The organism is Streptomyces solincola (assembly GCF_002982015.1).
Classification (GTDB): domain Bacteria; phylum Actinomycetota; class Actinomycetes; order Streptomycetales; family Streptomycetaceae; genus Streptomyces; species Streptomyces solincola.
In genome coordinates, this window is record NZ_PVLV01000251.1 from 1 (window position 1) to 18,407 (window position 18,407).

Below are 18,407 nucleotides of genomic sequence, written 5' to 3' on the forward strand. Positions count from 1 at the left end.
AACCTCATCAACGTCGGCAGCGTCGACCGCGGCTTCCGCGCCGAAGGTGCCGTAGACGGCGCGGAAGCCGCGGTCGACGCTGCCGACGTTGATGAGGTTCTCCAGGACCCAGCGGGCGACCCGCTCGTGCTCGGCGGCCGGGCGGCGCGGGGCCTGGGCGGCGACCCGGGGCAGCAGCCGGGCGACGACCTGCTCGTGGTCGGCGCCGGTGTCGAAGTCCATGTGGAGCGTGACGAGGTCGATGGCGGCCAGGGCGACCTCGGCCATGGCGTAGGTCGAGTACTCGCCGGCGAGATTCGCCTTGCGGACGTCCAGGTCGTGCAGCGGGGCGGTGCACGCGAGCGCGCGCAGCCTGCGGGCCAGCCCCTCGTCGGCGGCCGGGCCCTGAGCGGGCCTCGGCCCCGCGCTGAGCTGGGGCGGAACAGGGTCCGTCGAGGCAGGCGAAGTCACGGTGCACAGATTAGGTCCTCGCACTGACAACGGTCGAAACGGCGCAGATGGGCCGGGCCTTCGGCGGTGGGGCGGGTCGCGCGGGGGCGCGCGGTGAAAGGATTCGCCGGGAGGGCGGGCCCGCCCTCGGCCCGCCGGGCCGGCGGAACCGCCCGCGCCGACTCCCACCCGACCGCCCGTGACCCGTCCCGTGACCCGTCCCGTCACCCGTCATGCGGACATCCCCCGCCCTATCCCGTGACCATCCCGCGACCAGAGGAGCGACACTCCATGACCTCGGCCTCGATCGACCTGAACGCCGACCTCGGCGAGGGCTTCGGGCGCTGGCGGCTGACCGACGACGAGGAGTTGCTGTCCGTCGTCACCAGCGCCAACGTGGCCTGCGGCTTCCACGCCGGGGACGCGCCCACCATGCGGCGGGTGTGCGCCGCCGCGGCCGAGCGCGGGGTGCGCGTCGGCGCGCAGGTCTCCTACCGGGACCTGGCCGGCTTCGGCCGCCGGACCATGGACGTGCCGGCGGACGAGCTGGCCGCGGAGGTGGCGTACCAGATCGGCGCGCTGGAGGTGTTCGCGCGGGCGGCCGGCTCCCGGGTGTCGTATGTGAAGCCGCACGGCGCTCTCTACAACCGGGCGGTGTGGGACGAGGAGCAGGCCCGGGCGGTGGTGGACGGCGTGCTGCTGGCCGGCGGCGGGCTGCCGGTGCTGAGCCTGCCGGACTCCCGCCTGCACCGGGCCGCCGCGGCGGCGGGCCTGCCGGTGGTCGGCGAGGCGTTCGCCGACCGGGCGTACACCGCGGAGGGCACGCTGGTGCCGCGTACCGAACAGGGCGCGGTGGTCGCCGATCCCGAGGCGGTGGTGGAGCGTGCGCTGGCGGTGGCGCGGGACGGCGCGGTCGTCTCCCGCGAGGGGACGCGGATGCCGGTGCGGGCCCGCTCGCTGTGCCTGCACGGCGACACCCCGGGGGCGGTCGCCCTCGCCCGCCGGGTCCGGGCCCGGCTGAAGGACGCGGGCGTGCGGGTGGAGGCGTTCGTATGACCGGCCGCGGCGTGCGGGCGCTGCCGGTCGGGGAGCACGCGCTGCTGCTGGAGTGCGCGGACGGCGAGGCGTCGGCGGCGCTGCACGCGGAGGTGATGCGCCGCCGAGCGGCCGGGGAGCTGCCGGCGGTACGCGAGGTGGTGCCGGCCGCCCGGACGGTGCTGCTGGACGGGGTGGCCGACCCCGCCGCGCTGGCCGCGCTGGTCGCCGAGTGGGAGATCCCGCCGCTCGGGGCGCGCGACGCGCCGGTGGTCGAGCTGCCGGTCCGCTACGACGGCGCCGACCTGGCCGAGGTCGCCGAGCTGTGGGGGGTGCGCCCGCGGGAGGTGGCCGGCATCCACTCGCGGGTGGAGTTCCGGGTGGCGTTCTGCGGCTTCGCGCCCGGGTTCGGCTATCTGACCGGACTGCCGAGCCGGTACGAGGTGCCGCGCCGCGCCACCCCGCGTACCTCCGTGCCGGCCGGCGCGGTCGGGCTGGCCGGCCCGTACACCGGGGTCTATCCCCGGGCGTCGCCGGGCGGCTGGCAGCTGATCGGCCGCACGGACGCGGCGCTGTGGGACCCGGGCCGCGATCCGGCCGCGCTGCTGACGCCGGGCGTACGGGTCCGCTTCCGGCCGGTCGGGGAGGCGGCCGGATGAGCGGGCGGAGCTTGACCGTGGTGCGCCGGGGGGCGCTGACGACCGTGCAGGATCCGGGGCGGTTCGGCCACGCGCATCTGGGGGTGCCGCGATCGGGGGCGCTCGACCCGGCCGCCGCCGGGCTGGTCAACCGGCTGGCCGGCAACCCGGAGGGGGCGGCGGTGCTGGAGACGACCGCCGACGGCTGCGCGGTGCGGCCGGGGTGCGCGGTGACCGTCGCGGTCGGGGGCGCGCCGTGTCCGGTACGGGTGGACGGGCGGCCGGCTGCCTGGGGCGCGGCGGTCCGCGTCCCGGCGGGCGCCGTCCTGGAGGTGGGCGCACCGGTGCGCGGCCTGCGCTCGTATGTGGCGTTCGCCGGCGGGGTGGACGCCGCGGAGGTGCTGGGCAGCCGCTCGGCGGACCTGCTGTCCGGGCTCGGTCCGGCGCCGCTGGAGGACGGCGCGGTGCTTCCGCTCGGCCCGCCCCCGGCAGGCGGCCCCGGACCCTGGTACGAGGCGGTGCCTTGGCCCGGGCCTCCGATGGAGCTGGTACTGCGCGTCCGGCTCGGCCCGCGCGCCGACTGGTTCACCGACGCGGCCCTGCGCACGCTGACGGGGCGCGCCTACCGGGTGTCCCCGCGCAGCAACCGCATCGGCCTGCGGACCGAGGGGCCGGCCCTGGAGCGGGCGCGGCGCGGGGAGCTGCCCAGCGAGGGCATGGTGCTGGGCGCGGTGCAGGTGCCGCCGGACGGTATGCCGGTGGTGTTCCTGGCCGACCACCCGACGACCGGGGGCTACCCGGTGATCGCCGTCGTCCGGGAGGACGACCTCGCCGCCGCCGCGCAGGCCGTCCCGGGCACCCCCCTGCGCTTCGTCACCGGCGCCGTCACCCGTACGGGGGCGTGAGCCGGGCCCGCGCTGCGGACGCGGGCACGAGAGGCCGCGCCCGCCGCGGTTACGGGGCCAGAGCCGGACCCGCCGCCGGTGCGGGACCGGCGGGCCCGCCGCCGAGGGGGCCGGCACAGGACGGTGCCGGACACGCGCGCACGAAGGCGTCGGGCGGCGTCGTCGCCGGCCCGCGGTGGTCCGGTCCCGGGACGGGGGAGCGGGGGCGCAGCCCCTACAGGGCCGGCAGGTCGGGGCCGATGCGGCTGCGGACGGCGGTCTGGACCTCGTCCTCCTCGGCCGGGTCGGCGGCGAGGCGGCGCAGGCGGTCGGCGACGCGGACGTCGCCGGTCTCGGCGTACCGCGCGGCGATCTCCCGCGTGGTCTCCTCGCAGTCCCAGAGGCATTCGACGGCGAAGCCGGTGGGGAAGGACGGGTCGGTGGCGGCCAGCGCACGGGCGGCCCGGCCGCGCAACTGCGACGAGGAGGTCTCCCGGTAGACGTGCCGCAGGACGGGCGCGGCGCAGGCGACGCCGAGCCGGCCGACGCCGTCCACCAGGGCGTAGAGCGCTTCCGCGTCGGGGCCGTCGAGGCGTACCGCCTGGCGCAGCGCGTGCAGCACGAGGGTGGCGTCCGAGGTCTCGCCGCGGCAGGCGAGGACCTTGGCGGCGGAGGCGCCGAGGGCGTCGGACCGGTGCACCCACCGGCGCGCCCGGTCCACCGCGTCCTCGCCGCACATCCGCTCGAAGGCGGCGACCGCGGTCTCGGCGACCAGGGCGGCGCCGGTGTCGGCGGCGAGCGCGATCAGGTCGAGCACGGCCGGGTCGCGGGCCTCGGCGAGGTGGTGCAGGGCGGCGCAGCGCGCACCGTCCGGGCCGCCTCGGGCGGCCTCCAGGAGGGCGGGCCGGTCCTCGGGGCCAGCCACGGCGGTGAGGCAGCGGGCGGCCGGGACGTGCAGCGTGGAGCCTCGGGCCAGGGCCTCGTCGGCCCAGTCGAAGACGGCCTGGACGCTCCAGCCCGGGCGGGGTCCGCTGGGCCGCATCTGGCGCTGCCAGCGGTCGAAGGAGCCCTGTTCGCGGGCGGCGCGCACCCTGGCGCCCACGGTGGGGCGCGGGTCGTCGGCCCACAGCCGCCAGGGCCGCGGTTCGAAGGCGTCCCGGACGGTGGCGGCCAGTTCGGCGTCGCCTTCCGGGCCGGCCGGGAAGCGGGCGAGCACCGGTCCGGCGAGCGCGCGCAGTCCGGCGTCGTCGTCGCGCAGGGCCAGTTCGTCGAGCGCCCAGGCCCAGTTCGCGCCGGTGGCGGCGTAGCGGCGCAGCAGCAGCAGGGCGTCCTGCCGGCCGTAGGAGGCCAGGTGGCCCAGGACGGCCAGGGCCAGGCCGGTGCGGGACTCCTCGGCGTCCAGGACGTCCTCGGCGTCGAAGAGGTGGGCCTCGACGCCCTGGAGTCCGCCGTGCAGGTCCAGGTAGAGGCGGGCGTAGTAGAGCGAGCGGTTCTCCGCCTGCCAGTCCTGGCGCGGATCGCCGGTCACGCACCTGTCGAGCGCGGCCAGGGCGTCGGCCCTCGGTGCGGCGAGCGCGTGCAGTGTGCCGTCGCCGCGCCCCCGCTGCAGCAGGCCGAGCAGGGTGCCGCTCGGCGCTATGACTGGATCGAACATGGAAGCTGCCTCACATCAAGCTGTCGACGAACCCGGGAGACCCCCGGGACCCGGGCGCGTGGAGCGCCGCGGGAGACGGTGGTGGCCTAGGCCGTGCAGCAACATGTCGAGCCGCCCGTCGTCGTCCTCAGCTTGTGTGTGGTGCGCATCTTCCTCTGCCTCTCCTCGGTGGCCCCGTGCGGGCCCGACGTCATGATGACCCAGCCATTTCGCCACCGCGACCACATTTACGACACCGCGCCCACCTGGGGTTCCGCTGGTGTTCACCGCGATGCGAACAGCTCCAGCAGGTCTGCCTTCCCAAACATGCGGGCGGTATCCACCGCGGACGGAGTGCCGGCTTCCGGATCGGCGCCGCCGGCCAGCAGCGCCCGGACCACCTCGTCCTCGCCCTTGAAGACGGCGCCCGCGAGCGGGGTCTGGCCGCGGTCGTTGGCGCGGTCGAGGTCGGCGCCGCGCTCGACGAGGACCCGCACGGCCGGGGCGTGGCCGTGGTAGGCGGCGAGCATCACCAGGGTGTGGCCCTGCTCGTTGGTGAGGTTCACCGGGACGCCGGCGTCGACATAGGCGGCGAGGGCCTCGGCGTCGCCGCCGCGGGCCATGTCGAAGACCTTGGTGGCCAGTTCGACGACCTCGGGGTCCACGCCCTCGCCGTTCGCGCCGCTTCCTTCGTTCCCGCTCATCGGGAGAACCGCCTTTCGGATCGTCGTACGTGGTGGGCCGGACGGAAGGGTACTGCCCGGTGGCGGGAGGGGGCAGGGGCCACGGGGACGGCGCGGACCAGGCATGACGCGGCCGCTCTGCTGTCCGGGTGAAAAATCATTCCTTTCACCCGGTTGCCGCTTTCGTCGTAGGAATTCTTCCGGTGAGGCTGGAATGACTGAAGGTGACTGTCCCCTCACCCAGGAGAACCTCTCATGATCCTGTCCATCTCCGGCGTGGTACTGCTCGGCATCATCGTCTTCCTCTTCTTCAAGAAGGACGGGCTCAAGGCCTCCCACGGCCTGGTCTGCGCCCTGTTCGGCTTCTACCTGGCCGGTACCGCGATCGCCCCGAGCATCACGGCCGGCGGCGCGAGCCTGGCCAGCCTGCTCGGCGGCATCAACTTCTGACGCGCGGCGGCCTCTCACCCCAGGAGTACGACGTGGCCAGGCGACCACTCCCCCGCTTCCTCCGCCCGCTCAGCCGAACCTCAGGCCCGGAGCATCCGGCCGGCCGGTCCGGCCTGCCCGGCAGGCTGTCCGCCCTGGTGAACGGCGGCGGCGCGCGGATCGCACGCGGCCGGCAGGCCGCGCGGACGGCCGCCGACGGCGCCGCGGACGTCCTCCAGCCGCTGATCACGGTCGGCCGGGGCCTGCGCAAGCTGGCCGCGGCCGCCCGTGTCCGATGGGCCGCGACACCCAAGGAGCGCCGCGGCCCCACCCTCTTCGTCACGGCGGCCTGCGTGCTGGCGGTGGCGATGATCCCGTACGGACCGGTGCTCGCCCTGATCGGGCTGATGGGTGCGGCCGGGTGGCAGGGCCGCCGGCGCCCCGTCCCGCGCACCGGCCCGACCGAGGCGGAGACAGCGCGCCTCGCCTCGCTGTACGAGGCGCTGGTGCCGCTGCTGTCGGTGCCGGAGGACCCGGCGCCGCTGTTCCGGCACGGCGGCGAGTGGAGCGCCGCCTTCTCGGACGCCGCGTTCGACGGCGACGGCCGGATCTCCCGGCTGCTCGTCGCCTACCCGGCCTACCTCCCGGACGGCGACCCCGGCTGCCGGGCCCGGGTCGAGCGGGTGCTGCGGGCCAAGTCGGGCCGCGGCCGCGAGTACCTCTTCGACTGGGACGAGGAGGGCAACAAGCTGCTGCTGCGGGCGCTGGAGCCGCTGCCCACGTCGATCGCCGCCCAGCGGTTCGTCACCGCTCCGGGTGAGACGGTGCTCGGCTTCACCGACGCCGAGGCGGTCGCCCGGACCGTGCCGGTGTGGGACGGCGACGGCTACCGCGACGCGCCGCCGGTGGTGTGGCGGACCGGTCCCCGCTCGGCGGAACCGCATCTGCTGGCCCTCGGCCGCCCCGGCGCGGGCGCCACCACGCTGCTGCGCTCGATCGCGCTGCAAGCCCTGCACCACGGCGACGTGCTGATCGTGGACGGCGGCGGGAGCGGCGAGTACGCCTGCCTGACCGGACGCCCGGGGGTGCTGGCCGTGGAGTCGGGGCTGTCCGGCGCGCGGGCCGGCCTGGAGTGGGCGGCCCGGGAGACCGAGCGCCGCCTGGTCGCGGCCGACCAGGCGCGCCAGGCGGGCCTGCCGGCTCCGGAGGACGCCCGGCGGCCGCTGTGGATCCTGGTGGACCGGCCGAGCGCGTTCGGTCATCTGGCGGCGGCGGAGGGGCGTCCCGATCCGCTTGTCGAGCTGCGCGTCCCGCTGCGGCACGGCCGGGCGGCCGGGGTGACGGTGGTGGTGGGCGAGCAGTTGGACGCCCTGCCGGAGCTGCCGGAGGACCTGCCGGCCCACACCCGGGCCCGGGTGGTGCTCGGCCCGGCCTCCGCGGAGGAGATCGCCGGTGCGCTGGACACCGCCCCGCGCACCGGCCCGCTGCCGGAGGTCCCGCCCGGCCGCGGCTTCGCCAGGCTCGGCACGGGTCCGGTGCTGCGGCTCCAGGTCCCGGCCACGCCCGACCCGTACGACGACGCCACCGGCGAGGCGGAGCGCCAGGCCGTCCTCGCGCTGCTGCCGCCGCGCGAGCCGGAGCTGCCGGGCCCCGCGGCCCCGGCCGACGCACCGCTTCCGGCCCACGGTCCCGACGGCCTCCCGGCCGACGGTCAGGTCGGCCTCCCGGCTGAAGGCCCGGAGGCCGTGCGGCCGGCGGCGGTACGCGCACCGGTCGCCGTGCCGGTGCGCGTATCGGCGTCGACCGCGCCCCTGGACGCGGAGCCGGCGCCGCAGGGCGTACCGGCCGCGCACGCCGAGCCGGCCGACGTCCCGGCGCCGGCGGCGGCGACGACCGCGCACCCCGGCGTCCGGCACGGGCAGCCCGCGGGAGACGGCGGCGGGCCCCGGCCGCTGGCGCGGCCGGTGACCAAGGGCGCGCCGGTCGGCGCGGGCGCGGAGGCCGATCCGCCGCTGGACAGCACCCAGCCGCTGCCGCACGTGGTGCCGCACACCGTGCTGCGCTCGCCCGCCCTCGCGCCTCCCCCGCCTCCCGGAGGTCGGCGCTAGACGCGGACACGCCGCGGACAAGACCCCGGGGACGTGCGGCGGCCGGCTCAGGCCACGAACGTCCGCGGGGTCTCGCCCGTTCCACTCGCGCCCGCGCGGACGAGCCGGACGGCGGTGGCCAGGCGGGCGGCGGCCTCGTCGGCGACCGGCCCGGCGACGGTGAACGGCAGCCGGACGTACCCCTCGAACGCGCCGTCCACTCCGAAGCGCGGCCCGGACGGCACCCGGATGCCGACCCGCTCCCCCACCTCGGCCAGCCTGGAGCCGGACAGTCCACCGGTGCGCACCCAGAGCGTCAGACCGCCCCTGGGCACCTCGAACTCCCAGTCCGGCAGCTCCCGGCGGACCGCCTCGACCAGGGTGTCGCGGTTCTCCCGGGCCTGGGTCCGGCGCAGGGCCACCGCCTCCTCCCAGCCGCCGGTGTCCATCAGCCAGGTGACGGCGAGCTGCTCCAGCACGGGGGTGCCGAGGTCGGCGTAGGCGCGGGCGGCGACCAGGGAGCGGATCACGTCCGGCGCGGCGCGCACCCAGCCGATCCGCAGGCCCGCCCAGAACGCCTTGCTGGCCGAGCCGACGGTGAGCACGGTGCCGCCGGCCGGGTCGTAGGCGCACACCGGCCGGGGCATGGCGAAGTCGTCCTCCAGGTGCAGCTCGGACATGGTCTCGTCGACGACGAGGACGGTGCCGGCGGAGCGGGCGGCGTCCACCAGGGCCCGCCGGCGCTCGTCGTCGGCGAGTGCCCCGGTCGGGTTGTGGAAGTCGGCCACCACATAGGCGAGGCGGGGCGCGGCGTCCCGCAGGACCTGCCGCCAGCGGGGCAGGTCCCAGCCGGCCAGCCCGTCGTCCATGGCCACCGGCACCAGCCGGGCGCCGGCCTCGCGCATGAGCTGGAGGATGTTGGCGTAGGAGGGGGACTCCACGGCGATCCGCTCGCCGCGCCCGGCGAACAGGTGGCAGATGGCGTCGATGGCGCCCATCGCCCCGGTGGTGACCATGATCTGCTCGGGCATGGTGGGGATGCCCCGGCGGGTGTAGCGGTCGGCGAGCATCTGCCGCAGCGCGGGCAGTCCGGCCGGGTAGTCGCCGTGCGTGTGCGCGTACGGCGACAGCTCCGCGAGGCCGCCCTGGAAGGCGCGGGTGAGCCAGGGCTCGGGCGCGGGCAGCGAGGCGCAGCCCAGGTCGATCATCGAGCCGAGGGACTCCGGGGGCAGCGGTTCCAGGCCGCGGGCGGGCAGCGGGTTGCCTGCCGGGACGGCGGTCCAGCTCCCGGCGCCGCGCCGGGACTCCAGGAAGCCCTCGGCGCGCAGCGCCTCGTAGGCCGCGGCGACGGTGGTGCGGCTGACGGACAGGGCGAGGGCCAGTTCGCGTTCGGCGGGCAGCTTGGCGGCGACCGGGACGCGGCCTTCGAGGACCAGCAGCCGGATGCCGTCGGCCAGCGCCCGGTAGGCGGGCGGGCGGCGGGTGCCGGGGCCGGCCGGCCGGGCCTGCTGTGCGCCGAGCTGCCGCGCCAGTTGGGCGGGGCCCACCGCCGAGGTCCAGTCAGCCATGGAAATCAGTCCACCTTCCTTGGATTGGCCGTATTCGGCGGCCGGGAGACTGCCACAGGGTGGCATGAGCCAGTCCACCACCACTCCATCGGGGGGCGCAACATGTCCACTCCACCCACTCCGCCCACTCCGTTCGGACCGGAGCGGCGCCTGGGCCGCCGGCTCCTCCAGCTCTACGCCGGGCTCGCGCTGTACGGGTTCAGCTCCGCGCTGCTGGTGCGCAGCGGTCTCGGCCTGGAGCCGTGGAACGTGCTGCACCAGGGACTGGCGGAGCGCACCGGGCTGAGCATGGGTCTGGTGCTGACGATCGTCGGGGCGGCGGTGCTGCTGCTGTGGCTGCCGCTGCGCCAGCGCCCCGGCCTGGGCACCGTCTCCAACGTGCTGGTGATCGGTGCGGCGATGGACGCCGCCCTGTGGCTGCTGCCCGGTGTGCACGGCCTGCCCGCGCAGGCCGGGTGGATGGTGGCGGGCGTCGTCCTCAACGGGGTGGCCACCGGCCTGTACATCGCGGCCCGTTTCGGCCCGGGGCCGCGGGACGGGCTGATGACCGGGCTGCACCGGCGCACCGGCCGCTCGGTCCGGCTGATCCGCACGGTCATCGAGGTGTCGGTGGTGGCCACCGGCTTCGCGCTCGGCGGCTCGGTCGGCGTGGGGACGCTGCTGTACGCGCTGGCCATCGGCCCGCTGGTGCAGTTCTTCCTGCGCTTCTTCGCCGTCCCCGAGGGCGGCGGCGCCACCACCGTGGTCGCCGCGGGCGCCGGCGGCGGCGAAGAGGGCACCTCGGCGCGGGAGCGCCGACCGGCAGGGGCGATACTGCGGCGGTGAGCCCTCGCGTACGCCATCCCTATCTGGACCACCCCCTGCCGATACCGTTCGCCCACCGCGGCGGGGCGGCGGACGGCCTGGAGAACACCGCGGCCGCGTTCCGCCGGGCCGCCGCGGCGGGGTACCGCTACTTCGAGACCGATGTGCACACCACCGCCGACGGGCGTCTGGTGGCCTTCCACGACGCCACCCTGGACCGGGTGACCGACGCGGGCGGCCGGATCGGGGCTCTGCCGTGGAGCGAGGTCGCGCGGGCCCGGGTCGGCGGCAGCGAGCCGCTGCCGCTGTTCGAGGAGCTGCTGGAGGAGTTCCCGGACGCCCGCTGGAACATCGACCTGAAGGCGGAGTCCGCGCTGGAGCCGCTGGTCGGACTGGTCCGGCGGACCGGCGCCTGGGACCGGGTGTGCGTGGGTTCCTTCGACGAGGGCCGGGTCGCCCGGGCGGTGAGGCTGGCGGGCCCGCGACTGGCGACCTCCTACGGGGTGCGCGGGGTGCTCGCGCTGCGGCTGCGCTCCTTCGGGCTGCCGGTCCCGCTGCGGCCGGGGGCGGTGGCCGCCCAGGTCCCGGAGACCCAGGGCGGGGTGCGGGTGGTGGACCGCCGGTTCGTCGCCGCCGCCCACCGCCTGGGCCTCCAGGTCCACGTGTGGACGGTGAACGAGCCGGCGGCGATGACCCGGCTGCTCGACCTGGGGGTCGATGGCATCATGACGGACCGGCTCCAGACGCTGCGCACGGTGCTGACCGAGCGCACCGCCTGGACGTGAGCACCCAGGGGGCGGGGATGGACGACACGCGCACCACCGGCCATCCGCCCGACGAGGCGGACGACCCGGCGGCCAAGGCGGCCCGCCGGCGCGAGCAGCACGGCTGGTACTTCTACGACTTCGCCTGCTCGGTGTACTCCACCAGCGTGCTGACGGTCTTCGTCGGGCCGTACCTGACGTCGGTGGCCAAGGCGGCGGCGGACGCCGACGGCTTCGTGCACCCGCTGGGCATCCCGGTGCGGGCCGGGTCGGTCTTCCCGTACGCCGTCTCCGCGTCCCTGGTGCTGGCGGTGCTGGTGATGCCGCTGGCGAGCGCGGCCGCGGACCGTACGGGCCGGCGCAAGCCGCTGCTGGCGGCGGCCGCCTACACCGGCTCGATCGCCACCGCGGGTCTGTTCTTCCTGGACGGCGACCGCTATCTGCTGGGCGCGGGGCTGCTGATCGCGGCGAACGCGGCGCTGGCGGTGTCGATGGCGCTCTACAACGCCTATCTGCCGCAGATCGCCACGCCGCACGAGCGGGACGCGGTCTCCTCGCGCGGCTGGGCGTTCGGCTACACCTCCGGGGCGCTGGTCCTCGTCCTCGACCTGGTGCTGTACACCGGGCACGACTCCTTCGGGCTGACCGAGTCGGAGGCGGTGCGCATCTGCCTGGCCTCGGCCGGCCTGTGGTGGGGCGCCTTCACGATCATTCCGCTGCGCAGGCTGCGGGACCGGCGCCGCCCGCGCGGCGGGCAGGCCGGACCGGCCGGCTCGGGTCTGCGCCAACTGCGGGCCACCCTGAAGGACATGCGTCGCCACCCGCTGACCCTGGCGTTCCTGCTGGCGTACCTCCTCTACAACGACGGCGTGCAGACGGTGATCTCGCAGGCGTCGGTGTACGGCGCGGAGGAACTGGGCCTGGACCAGACGACGCTGATCACGGCGGTGCTGCTGGTGCAGGTGCTGGCGGTGGCCGGGGCGCTGGGCATGGGCCGACTGGCCCGGACGTACGGCGCCAAGCGCGTGCTGCTGGGCTCGCTGGCGGTGTGGACGGCGATCCTGGCCGCCGGGTACGTGCTGCCGGCCGGCGCGCCGGTGTGGTTCTACGCCCTGGCGGCGGCCATCGGCATGGTGCTGGGCGGCAGCCAGGCGCTGTCCCGCTCGCTCTTCTCGCACCTGGTCCCGGCCGGCAAGGAGGCGGAGTACTTCTCGGCGTACGAGATGTCCGACCGCGGGCTGAGCTGGCTCGGGCCGCTGGTGTTCGGCCTCGCATACCAGCTCACCGGGAGCTACCGGGACGCGATCGTCTCGCTGGTGGTGTTCTTCGCGCTCGGCTTCCTGCTGCTGGCCCGTCTGCCGGTGCGGCGGGCGGTCGAGGCCGCGGGCAACCCGGTGCCGGACCGGATCTGAGCCGCGCCGTGGCCGGGAACCGCGTCGCGGCGCCGACCCGGTCGCGATGTGGACCGCGTCGGGTTTGAACCGGACCGTGCGGGAGCGGTAGTGTACGTCTTTGGCCTGCCAGACGGACCGTTACTGCGTGCCGACATGGCTGCGACGCTGGGTGACATCTCTGTTCAATCTCTGTTCAGATGTGACAAACCGGGCACTGGTGGGTACAACAAGGGGCGGCACGCCGGGCGACGCATGTACCCGGAACGGGAATCTTCACCGCCGACCGGACGTTGACCGGATGACGACGACAGCGACACCTGTCCTGTGGGCGACAAGCCCGGGAGGCACGATTCATGAGTGAGCGAGCTCTTCGCGGCACGCGCCTCGTGGTGACCAGCTACGAGACCGACCGCGGCATCGATCTGGCCCCGCGCCAGGCGGTGGAGTACGCATGCGAGAAGGGGCATCGGTTCGAGATGCCGTTCTCGGTCGAGGCGGAGATTCCGCCGGAGTGGGAGTGCAAGGTCTGCGGAAGCCAGGCGCTCCTGGTCGACGGGGACGGCCCCGAGGAGAAGAAGGGCAAGCCGGCGCGTACGCACTGGGACATGCTCATGGAGCGGCGCACCCGCGAGGAGCTGGAGGAAGTGCTGGCCGAGCGGCTGGCGGTCCTGCGCTCCGGCGCCATGAACATCGCCGTGCATCCGCGCGACAGCCGCAAGTCCGCCTGAGTCTGGGCGGGGCCGCGCGCGGCACCAGCGAAACGCCGAGGGGCGGCGGTACGGGTTCCCGTACCGCCGCCCCTCGGCGTTCCCGGGGTTGTCGCGCCGGCGGCTCAGCGGTCCAGCGGCGGGCGGGCGGTGTCGTCGCCGGCGCCGGTGCGGGGCTCGTCGCGGACGACCTCGCCCTGCACCACCTTGCCGTCCGCGCCGTACGTCCGCGCCTGTCGCTGGGCCTGCTGGAAGGCGTCCTCGAACGACGGCGGCATGGCGGCCCGGACCCGGCGGTCCAGGCTCCGCTCCGCGGCCCGCGCCACCGCGGTGCGCACCGGCGGGATCAGCAGCAGCAGCCCGGCGGCGTCGGAGACCAGGCCGGGCAGGGCGATCAGCAGTCCGGCGAGCATGAGCAGCCCGTTGCCCTCGCCGGTGCGGCCCGGGGGCGGGGCCTGGCCGGACTGCTGCCGGCGCACGGTCTCCTGGAGGTTGTCGAAGGCGCGTCGGCCGGCCCGCTTGACCACCGCGCCGCCGATCAGGACGGCGCCGGCGAGCAGCGCGAACACCACGAGCCCGCTGGTCGCGCCGGCCACCAGGGTCAGCAGCCAGATCTCCAGCACCAGCCAGGCCGCGAGGGCGAGCGGGACCAGGGAGCGGGCTCGGGAGCGCTTGCGGGCGGCGGGAGGCGGGGCACCGGTCGTCATGCCTCCAGTGTGCCGGGTGACCGGTCGTGACCGCGTAAGACCGCGGGAGAGGGCGGCCGGGGCGGGGCCTCAGGCGGGCCGGGCGGCCGCCGTGAGCAGGGCGGTCGCCTCCGAGTGGGGGCCGGCGGCGGCCCATTCCCGCGGGGTGCGCCCCGTCCCGCCGTCCTCCCGCAGCTCCGGGTCGGCCCCGTGGGCCAGAAGCGCGCGCACCGCGTCGGTGTGGCCCCAGCAGGAGGCCGCGCACAGCGGGGTGCCCTCGGCGCCGGGCCCGGCGCTCTCCCGATCGGGTGCGGCGCCGGCCGCCAGCAGCAGGGCGACCATCCCGCCGTCGCCGTGCACCGCGGCCGCGTAGAGCGCGGTGGTGCCGACGGCGTCCGGGGTGTCCGGGTGCAGGCCGGTGCGCAGCACCGCCCGCGCCTCCGCCCGGTCCTCGGCGCCGGCGGCCTCCACCAGTCTGCCGGCCAGCTTCTTGCGTGTACGCCGGTTCACGGCGCCCCCTCCCCCCGTATCCCCTGCGGCGGCCGGGCTCAGCGCCCGGGCGCCGCGGGGCCCTTCGACGCGTCCTCGTGGCCGCCGCGGCCCAGCAGCCTGCCGGCGCGGGAGCCGACGCCCCAGGCGGTGACCCGCCACAGCGCCTCGACCACGATGTCCCGGCTCATCTTGGAGTCGCCCAGCTCGCGCTCCACGAAGGTGATGGGCACCTCCACCACGTGGTAGCCGGCGGCGACCGCGCGGCGGGCCAGGTCCACCTGGAAGCAGTACCCCTGGGAGGCGACCTCGTCCAGGCCCAGCCCCTCCAGGGTCTCCTTGCGGAAGGCCCGGAAGCCGCCGGTGACGTCGCGGATCGGCACGTCCAGCAGCAGCCGCGAGTAGGTGCTGCCGCCCTTGGAGAGGATCTCGCGGTGCTTGGGCCAGTTGACCACCCGGCCGCCGGGCACCCAGCGCGAACCGAGCACCAGGTCGGCGCCCTTGAGCGCGGTCAGCAGCCGGGGCAGCTCCTCGGGCTGGTGGGAGCCGTCGGCGTCCATCTCGACCAGGACTCCGTAGCCGTGCTCGATGCCCCAGCGGAAGCCGGCCAGATAGGCGGCGCCCAGGCCCTCCTTGCCCTGCCGGTGCAGCACGTGCACCTGCTCGTCGGCGGCCGACAACTCGTCGGCGATCTTGCCGGTGCCGTCGGGGCTGTTGTCGTCGGCCACCAGGACGTCGGCGTCGGGCACCGCCTCGCGTACCCGTGTGACGATCGGCGTGATGTTCTCGGCCTCGTTGTAGGTCGGGATGATCACCAAGGCTCTGCCGAGCGGGCCGTAGCGCCTCTGGTCACCGTCGTTCACTGCTGCCCCTTACGTCCGTGCACGGATCACCACCATAGCGAGCCGCCGGCGGGGCCGGGTCGGCGGCGGCGGGAAGGCGGCGGGGCGTGGGTGCGCGGGGGGCCCGGCGTCCTTCGGGCCGACCTGGGGCCCGCTGGCTGCGGGTCGACCGAAAGCCGTTGTCTACTGGACGTCCGGGCCCCTCCGGGTCCGCACTCTCCCCGCGCTCCGAAGCGGTTTCCCCGGAGCGGGAGGGACCCCCGGTTTCCGGCGTGACCCGGGCCCGCTGACGCGAGGCGCGGGCGCTGGACCTGGCTCCCGGTGGCGGCGTGCCGGGCGGCGCGCCCCCCATGGCCCAGTGGCGCTCGACGACCGCGGGACGGTCCGGCCGGACGGGTGTCCTGGAGTGGACCCGGCCGAAACTACCCGCCCGCGACCGCGCGCTGTCAATACCCGAACCACCTGCACGTCCCGCACGGAACAGCAGGTCGTACCGCGGGTGGACGACGAAGATCCGCAGGTCGCGGACGCTCGCGCCGGACAGCGGCCGGTGTCCGAAAAAGCGCGGGAGTCACTCCTGGCGATCGCCGGTGTCACTCGTTCGGTCGGTCGTAGACGGTCCGGCCGCCGACGACGGTGCGCAGGCAGCGCGGCAGCTCGGCCCCCGGGGCGAGGTCGGGCAGCCCGGGGGTGCCGGAGCGGGGGTCGGTGGACCAGCGGGCGACCCGGTCGTCCGGGGCCTGGACCAGCAGTTCCCCGGTCTGCCAGAGCGCGTAGTCGGCCGGGGCGCCGGGCACGAGCACGCCGGCGTCGTCGCGGCCGGTGGCCCGCCAGCCGCCGCGGGTGTGGGCGGTGAAGGCCGCGCGGACCGAGATGCGGTGCTCGGGGGTGCGGTGGAAGGCGGCGGCCCGCACCGTGCCCCACGGGTCGAGCGGGGTGACCGGGCTGTCGGAGCCGAAGGCCAGCGGCACGCCGGCCCGCAGCAGCGCGGCGAACGGGTTGAGGGTGCGGGCCCGCTCCGCACCCAGCCGCTGGGCGTACATGCCGTCCGCGCCGCCCCAGGCCGCGTCGAAGGCGGGCTGCACGGAGGCGGTCAGGCCCAGTTCGGCGAAGGCGGCGATGGTCTCGGGGGTGAGCATCTCGGCGTGCTCGACGCGGTGTCGGGCGGCCCGGATCCGGGCCAGGCCGACCGTCTCGGCGGCCCGGCGCACGCCCTCGGTGACGGCGGTCAGCGCGGCGTCGCCGATGGCGTGGAAACCGGCCTGGAGTCCGGCCTCGGTGCAGGCGGCGACGTGCGCGGCGACGGCGGCCGCGTCCAGGTGGGCGGCGCCGGCGCCGGGCGCGTCGGCGTACGGCTCGTGCAGGCAGGCGGTGCGCGAGCCGAGCGAGCCGTCGGCGAACAGGTCGCCGGCCGCGCCGGCGGCGCCCAGTTCCCGTACCCGGGCGGCGTCCTGCGCGCCGCCGACCGGCTCGGCCCAGTAGCCGACCACCCGGGGGCCGGGCCGCTCCCGGGCGAGGGCGAGCAGGGCGGTGAAGTCGTCCTCGTCGGAGATGTCGGGCCCGCCGCACTCGTGGAGGGTGCCGATGCCCCGGGAGGCGGCGTGGGCGAGCGCGGCCCGCTGGGCCTCGGTGCGCCGGGCGGGGGTGACGGCGGCGTGCGCGGCGGCGCGTACCGCGTGGTGGGCGGCGCCGGTCAGCGGGGCGTCGGGGTGGTAGCCGGCGAGCGCGGTGACGCCGGGGACGAGGTCGAGCAGCGCGGTGGTGGCGACGGCCGAGTGCACGTCGACCCGGGGCAGGTACAGCGGGCGGCCGCCGGCCGCCTCGTCCAGTCGGGCGCGGGTCGGCGGGCGGCCTTCCGGCCAGCGGGAGGCGTCCCAGCCGTGGCCGAGCAGGACCCGGTCGGCGGGGCGGGCGGCGGCGTAGGCGCGGACCCGCTCCAGCGCCTCGGCGAGCGTGGCGGCGCCGGAGAGGTCCAGGCCGGTGAGCGCGAGGCCGGTGGCGGTGGTGTGCACATGGGCGTCGGTGAAGGCGGGCGTGACCAGGGCGCCCTCGAGGTCGACCACCTCGTCCACGCCGGTGGCGAAGGCGTCGGCCGCGCCTTCGGAGCCCACCCAGGCGATGTGGCCGCGCTCGACGACCATCGCGGTGGCGAAGGGGTCGGCGGGGCTGTGGACTTCTCCGCCGCGCAGCAGCACGGTGCGGTGTCCGGTCTCGGTGGACTCGGTCGTGGACGTCATGGGGCCAAGGTTAGGTTCGCAGCTCAGACGCGCGGTGGACGGGCCTCGTAGGGGGTGGAGAGCACGACCGTGGTACGGGTGGAGACGCCGGCCTGCGACCGGATGCGGCCCAGCAGGTGCTCCAGCTCCAGCGGGGTGGCCACCCGCACCTTCAGGATGTAGTTCTCGTCGCCGGCCACGCTGTGGCACGCCTCGATCTCGTTGACGTCGGCGAGCCGTTCGGCGATGTCGTCGGGGGCGCTGGGGTCGAAGGGTTTCACCGAGATGAAGGCGGTCAGCGGCAGCCCGACGGCCTCCGGGTCGACGACGGCGGCGTAGCCGCGGATGACGCCGCGCTGCTCCAGCCGGCGCACGCGCTGGTGCACCGCCGAGGTCGACAGGCCGGTGGCCTTGCCCAGGTCGGTGTAGCTCATGCGCCCGTCCGTGACGAGCAACTCGACGATCTGACGATCCAGCTCCTCCATGCGGTCAACCTATTGCCCCGGGCCGCTCCGGGCCCAGTTCGCGGCCGCTCCCGGGGGCACCTGCGAGGGGCATGTGACCAACGCCACAGGATCGGCGGGCCTCAGCCCGTGACCGGATGGTTATTCGCGCGGGCGGAAGGGAATTGCTTGCTGTGGTCGTGGCCGCGTGAGCCCGGTCGGCCCACCCGAGGGGGAGATTCTCCATGCTGGAGTCTGTCGATTCCGTCGTTCCCGATGAGGACGGCGAACAGGACGCGTACGACACGTTCGAGATGGTCCGGGTGCTGTGCCCGGACTGCGCCCAGCCGATCGCGCTGCTGGCCGACGAGGAGGTGCTCCCGGAGCACGCGCTGTGCCCCTCCCCGTGGAACCCGTTCGTGCTGACCGTGTGCGGCGGCACCGGCCGCGCCGCGGCGGACGCCCGGCCCGCCGACCGGACGCTGGCGCCGGTGGAGCAGGAGACGGCGCTGCTGCTGACCCTGCCGCAGGGCCTGGACTGGCGTACGCAGCCGTTCTCTCACGTGGGCGGGCCCGGGTCGCGCCCGGTGAAGGCGGTGCACCCGCTGCGGCCGCTGCACCGCGCGGCGCCGCCGGAGGTCCGGCGCGCGGCCTGACCGTACGGCGGCGGGCGGCG

The 18,407-nt window shown here is 76.1% G+C and carries 18 protein-coding genes and 1 pseudogene; 10 read left to right on the forward strand and 9 right to left on the reverse strand.

Going from position 1 to position 18,407, the window contains the following annotated elements; all coding sequences use genetic code 11:
- Nucleotides 1-450: pseudogene (locus C6N75_RS16950) on the reverse strand (hypothetical protein); the annotation flags it as partial.
- Between the two features lie 270 nt (nt 451-720).
- Between C6N75_RS16950 and C6N75_RS16955 the strand changes: the two are divergent.
- From C6N75_RS16955 to C6N75_RS16965, 3 genes are read left to right on the forward strand one after another with little or no spacing between them, the layout of a single operon-like run.
- Nucleotides 721-1,485 carry a LamB/YcsF family protein gene (locus C6N75_RS16955; RefSeq protein ID WP_105869746.1) on the forward strand — a complete coding sequence of 255 codons (765 nt, stop codon included), beginning with the start codon at nt 721-723 and terminating at the stop codon, nt 1,483-1,485.
- Nucleotides 1,482-2,123, forward strand: a complete 642-nt coding sequence (gene pxpB, locus C6N75_RS16960; protein ID WP_105869747.1) for a 5-oxoprolinase subunit PxpB — start codon at nt 1,482-1,484, stop codon at nt 2,121-2,123. The genes C6N75_RS16955 and pxpB overlap by 4 nt, the downstream gene beginning before the upstream one ends.
- Nucleotides 2,120-3,007 (forward strand): 5-oxoprolinase subunit C family protein, encoded by an 888-nt coding sequence (locus tag C6N75_RS16965; protein WP_105869748.1) that lies wholly within the window; start codon nt 2,120-2,122, stop codon nt 3,005-3,007. Before pxpB ends, C6N75_RS16965 begins: the two co-directional genes overlap by 4 nt.
- 214 nt (nt 3,008-3,221) lie before the next feature.
- Here C6N75_RS16965 and C6N75_RS16970 read toward each other — a convergent pair whose 3' ends face one another.
- Both C6N75_RS16970 and C6N75_RS16975 read right to left on the reverse strand, forming a co-directional pair.
- Nucleotides 3,222-4,640, reverse strand: a complete 1,419-nt coding sequence (locus tag C6N75_RS16970) for a hypothetical protein (protein WP_105869749.1) — start codon at nt 4,638-4,640, stop codon at nt 3,222-3,224.
- Nucleotides 4,641-4,903: 263 nt separating this feature from the next.
- Entirely contained in the window at nt 4,904-5,323 is a 420-nt protein-coding gene (locus tag C6N75_RS16975; protein ID WP_105869750.1) for an ankyrin repeat domain-containing protein, read from the reverse strand.
- A 234-nt stretch (nt 5,324-5,557) separates the two neighbouring features.
- On the opposite strand from C6N75_RS16975, the gene C6N75_RS16980 reads away from it, so the two are divergent.
- Together C6N75_RS16980 and C6N75_RS16985 are read left to right on the forward strand one after the other, a co-directional pair.
- A complete protein-coding gene (locus C6N75_RS16980; RefSeq protein ID WP_105869751.1) occupies nt 5,558-5,752 on the forward strand; it encodes a hypothetical protein in 195 nt (64 codons plus the stop codon).
- Nucleotides 5,753-5,784: 32 nt separating this feature from the next.
- Nucleotides 5,785-7,839 carry a hypothetical protein gene (locus tag C6N75_RS16985; protein ID WP_407703236.1) on the forward strand — a complete coding sequence of 685 codons (2,055 nt, stop codon included), beginning with the start codon at nt 5,785-5,787 and terminating at the stop codon, nt 7,837-7,839.
- 47 nt (nt 7,840-7,886) lie between these two features.
- On the opposite strand, the gene C6N75_RS16990 is transcribed toward C6N75_RS16985, so the two are convergent.
- Nucleotides 7,887-9,386: an SCO1417 family PLP biosynthesis transcription factor gene (locus C6N75_RS16990; protein WP_105869752.1), complete on the reverse strand. Its 1,500-nt coding sequence runs from the start codon at nt 9,384-9,386 to the stop codon at nt 7,887-7,889.
- A gap of 102 nt (nt 9,387-9,488) precedes the next feature.
- On the opposite strand from C6N75_RS16990, the gene yczE reads away from it, so the two are divergent.
- From yczE to C6N75_RS17010, 4 genes are all read left to right on the forward strand, one after another.
- Complete coding sequence (gene yczE / locus C6N75_RS16995) at nt 9,489-10,211, forward strand: membrane protein YczE (protein ID WP_258177460.1); 723 nt, start codon at nt 9,489-9,491, stop codon at nt 10,209-10,211.
- Nucleotides 10,208-10,975: a glycerophosphodiester phosphodiesterase family protein gene (locus C6N75_RS17000; protein WP_105869753.1), complete on the forward strand. Its 768-nt coding sequence runs from the start codon at nt 10,208-10,210 to the stop codon at nt 10,973-10,975. The genes yczE and C6N75_RS17000 overlap by 4 nt, the downstream gene beginning before the upstream one ends.
- Before the next feature lie 17 nt (nt 10,976-10,992).
- A complete protein-coding gene (locus C6N75_RS17005) occupies nt 10,993-12,366 on the forward strand; it encodes an MFS transporter (RefSeq protein ID WP_105869754.1) in 1,374 nt (457 codons plus the stop codon).
- A gap of 335 nt (nt 12,367-12,701) precedes the next feature.
- A complete protein-coding gene (locus C6N75_RS17010) occupies nt 12,702-13,076 on the forward strand; it encodes an RNA polymerase-binding protein RbpA (RefSeq protein WP_026278069.1) in 375 nt (124 codons plus the stop codon).
- Nucleotides 13,077-13,180: 104 nt separating this feature from the next.
- On the opposite strand, the gene fxsA is transcribed toward C6N75_RS17010, so the two are convergent.
- The 5 genes from fxsA to C6N75_RS17035 all read right to left on the reverse strand — a co-directional run bounded on the left by fxsA (nt 13,181) and on the right by C6N75_RS17035 (nt 17,773).
- Entirely contained in the window at nt 13,181-13,762 is a 582-nt protein-coding gene (gene fxsA / locus C6N75_RS17015) for an FxsA family membrane protein (protein WP_105869755.1), read from the reverse strand.
- Nucleotides 13,763-13,831: 69 nt separating this feature from the next.
- Nucleotides 13,832-14,251 (reverse strand): ankyrin repeat domain-containing protein, encoded by a 420-nt coding sequence (locus C6N75_RS17020; RefSeq protein WP_105869756.1) that lies wholly within the window; start codon nt 14,249-14,251, stop codon nt 13,832-13,834.
- Nucleotides 14,252-14,289: 38 nt separating this feature from the next.
- Entirely contained in the window at nt 14,290-15,093 is an 804-nt protein-coding gene (locus C6N75_RS17025) for a polyprenol monophosphomannose synthase (RefSeq protein ID WP_105869757.1), read from the reverse strand.
- Between the two features lie 572 nt (nt 15,094-15,665).
- Nucleotides 15,666-17,309, reverse strand: coding sequence for an amidohydrolase (locus C6N75_RS17030; RefSeq protein WP_105869758.1), 1,644 nt, complete (start codon nt 17,307-17,309; stop codon nt 15,666-15,668).
- A gap of 23 nt (nt 17,310-17,332) precedes the next feature.
- Entirely contained in the window at nt 17,333-17,773 is a 441-nt protein-coding gene (locus C6N75_RS17035; RefSeq protein WP_105869759.1) for an Lrp/AsnC family transcriptional regulator, read from the reverse strand.
- A gap of 203 nt (nt 17,774-17,976) precedes the next feature.
- Here C6N75_RS17035 and C6N75_RS17040 point away from each other — a divergent pair, with 203 nt between their 5' ends.
- Nucleotides 17,977-18,387: a hypothetical protein gene (locus tag C6N75_RS17040; RefSeq protein WP_105869760.1), complete on the forward strand. Its 411-nt coding sequence runs from the start codon at nt 17,977-17,979 to the stop codon at nt 18,385-18,387.
- Nucleotides 18,388-18,407: the final 20 nt, after the last annotated feature.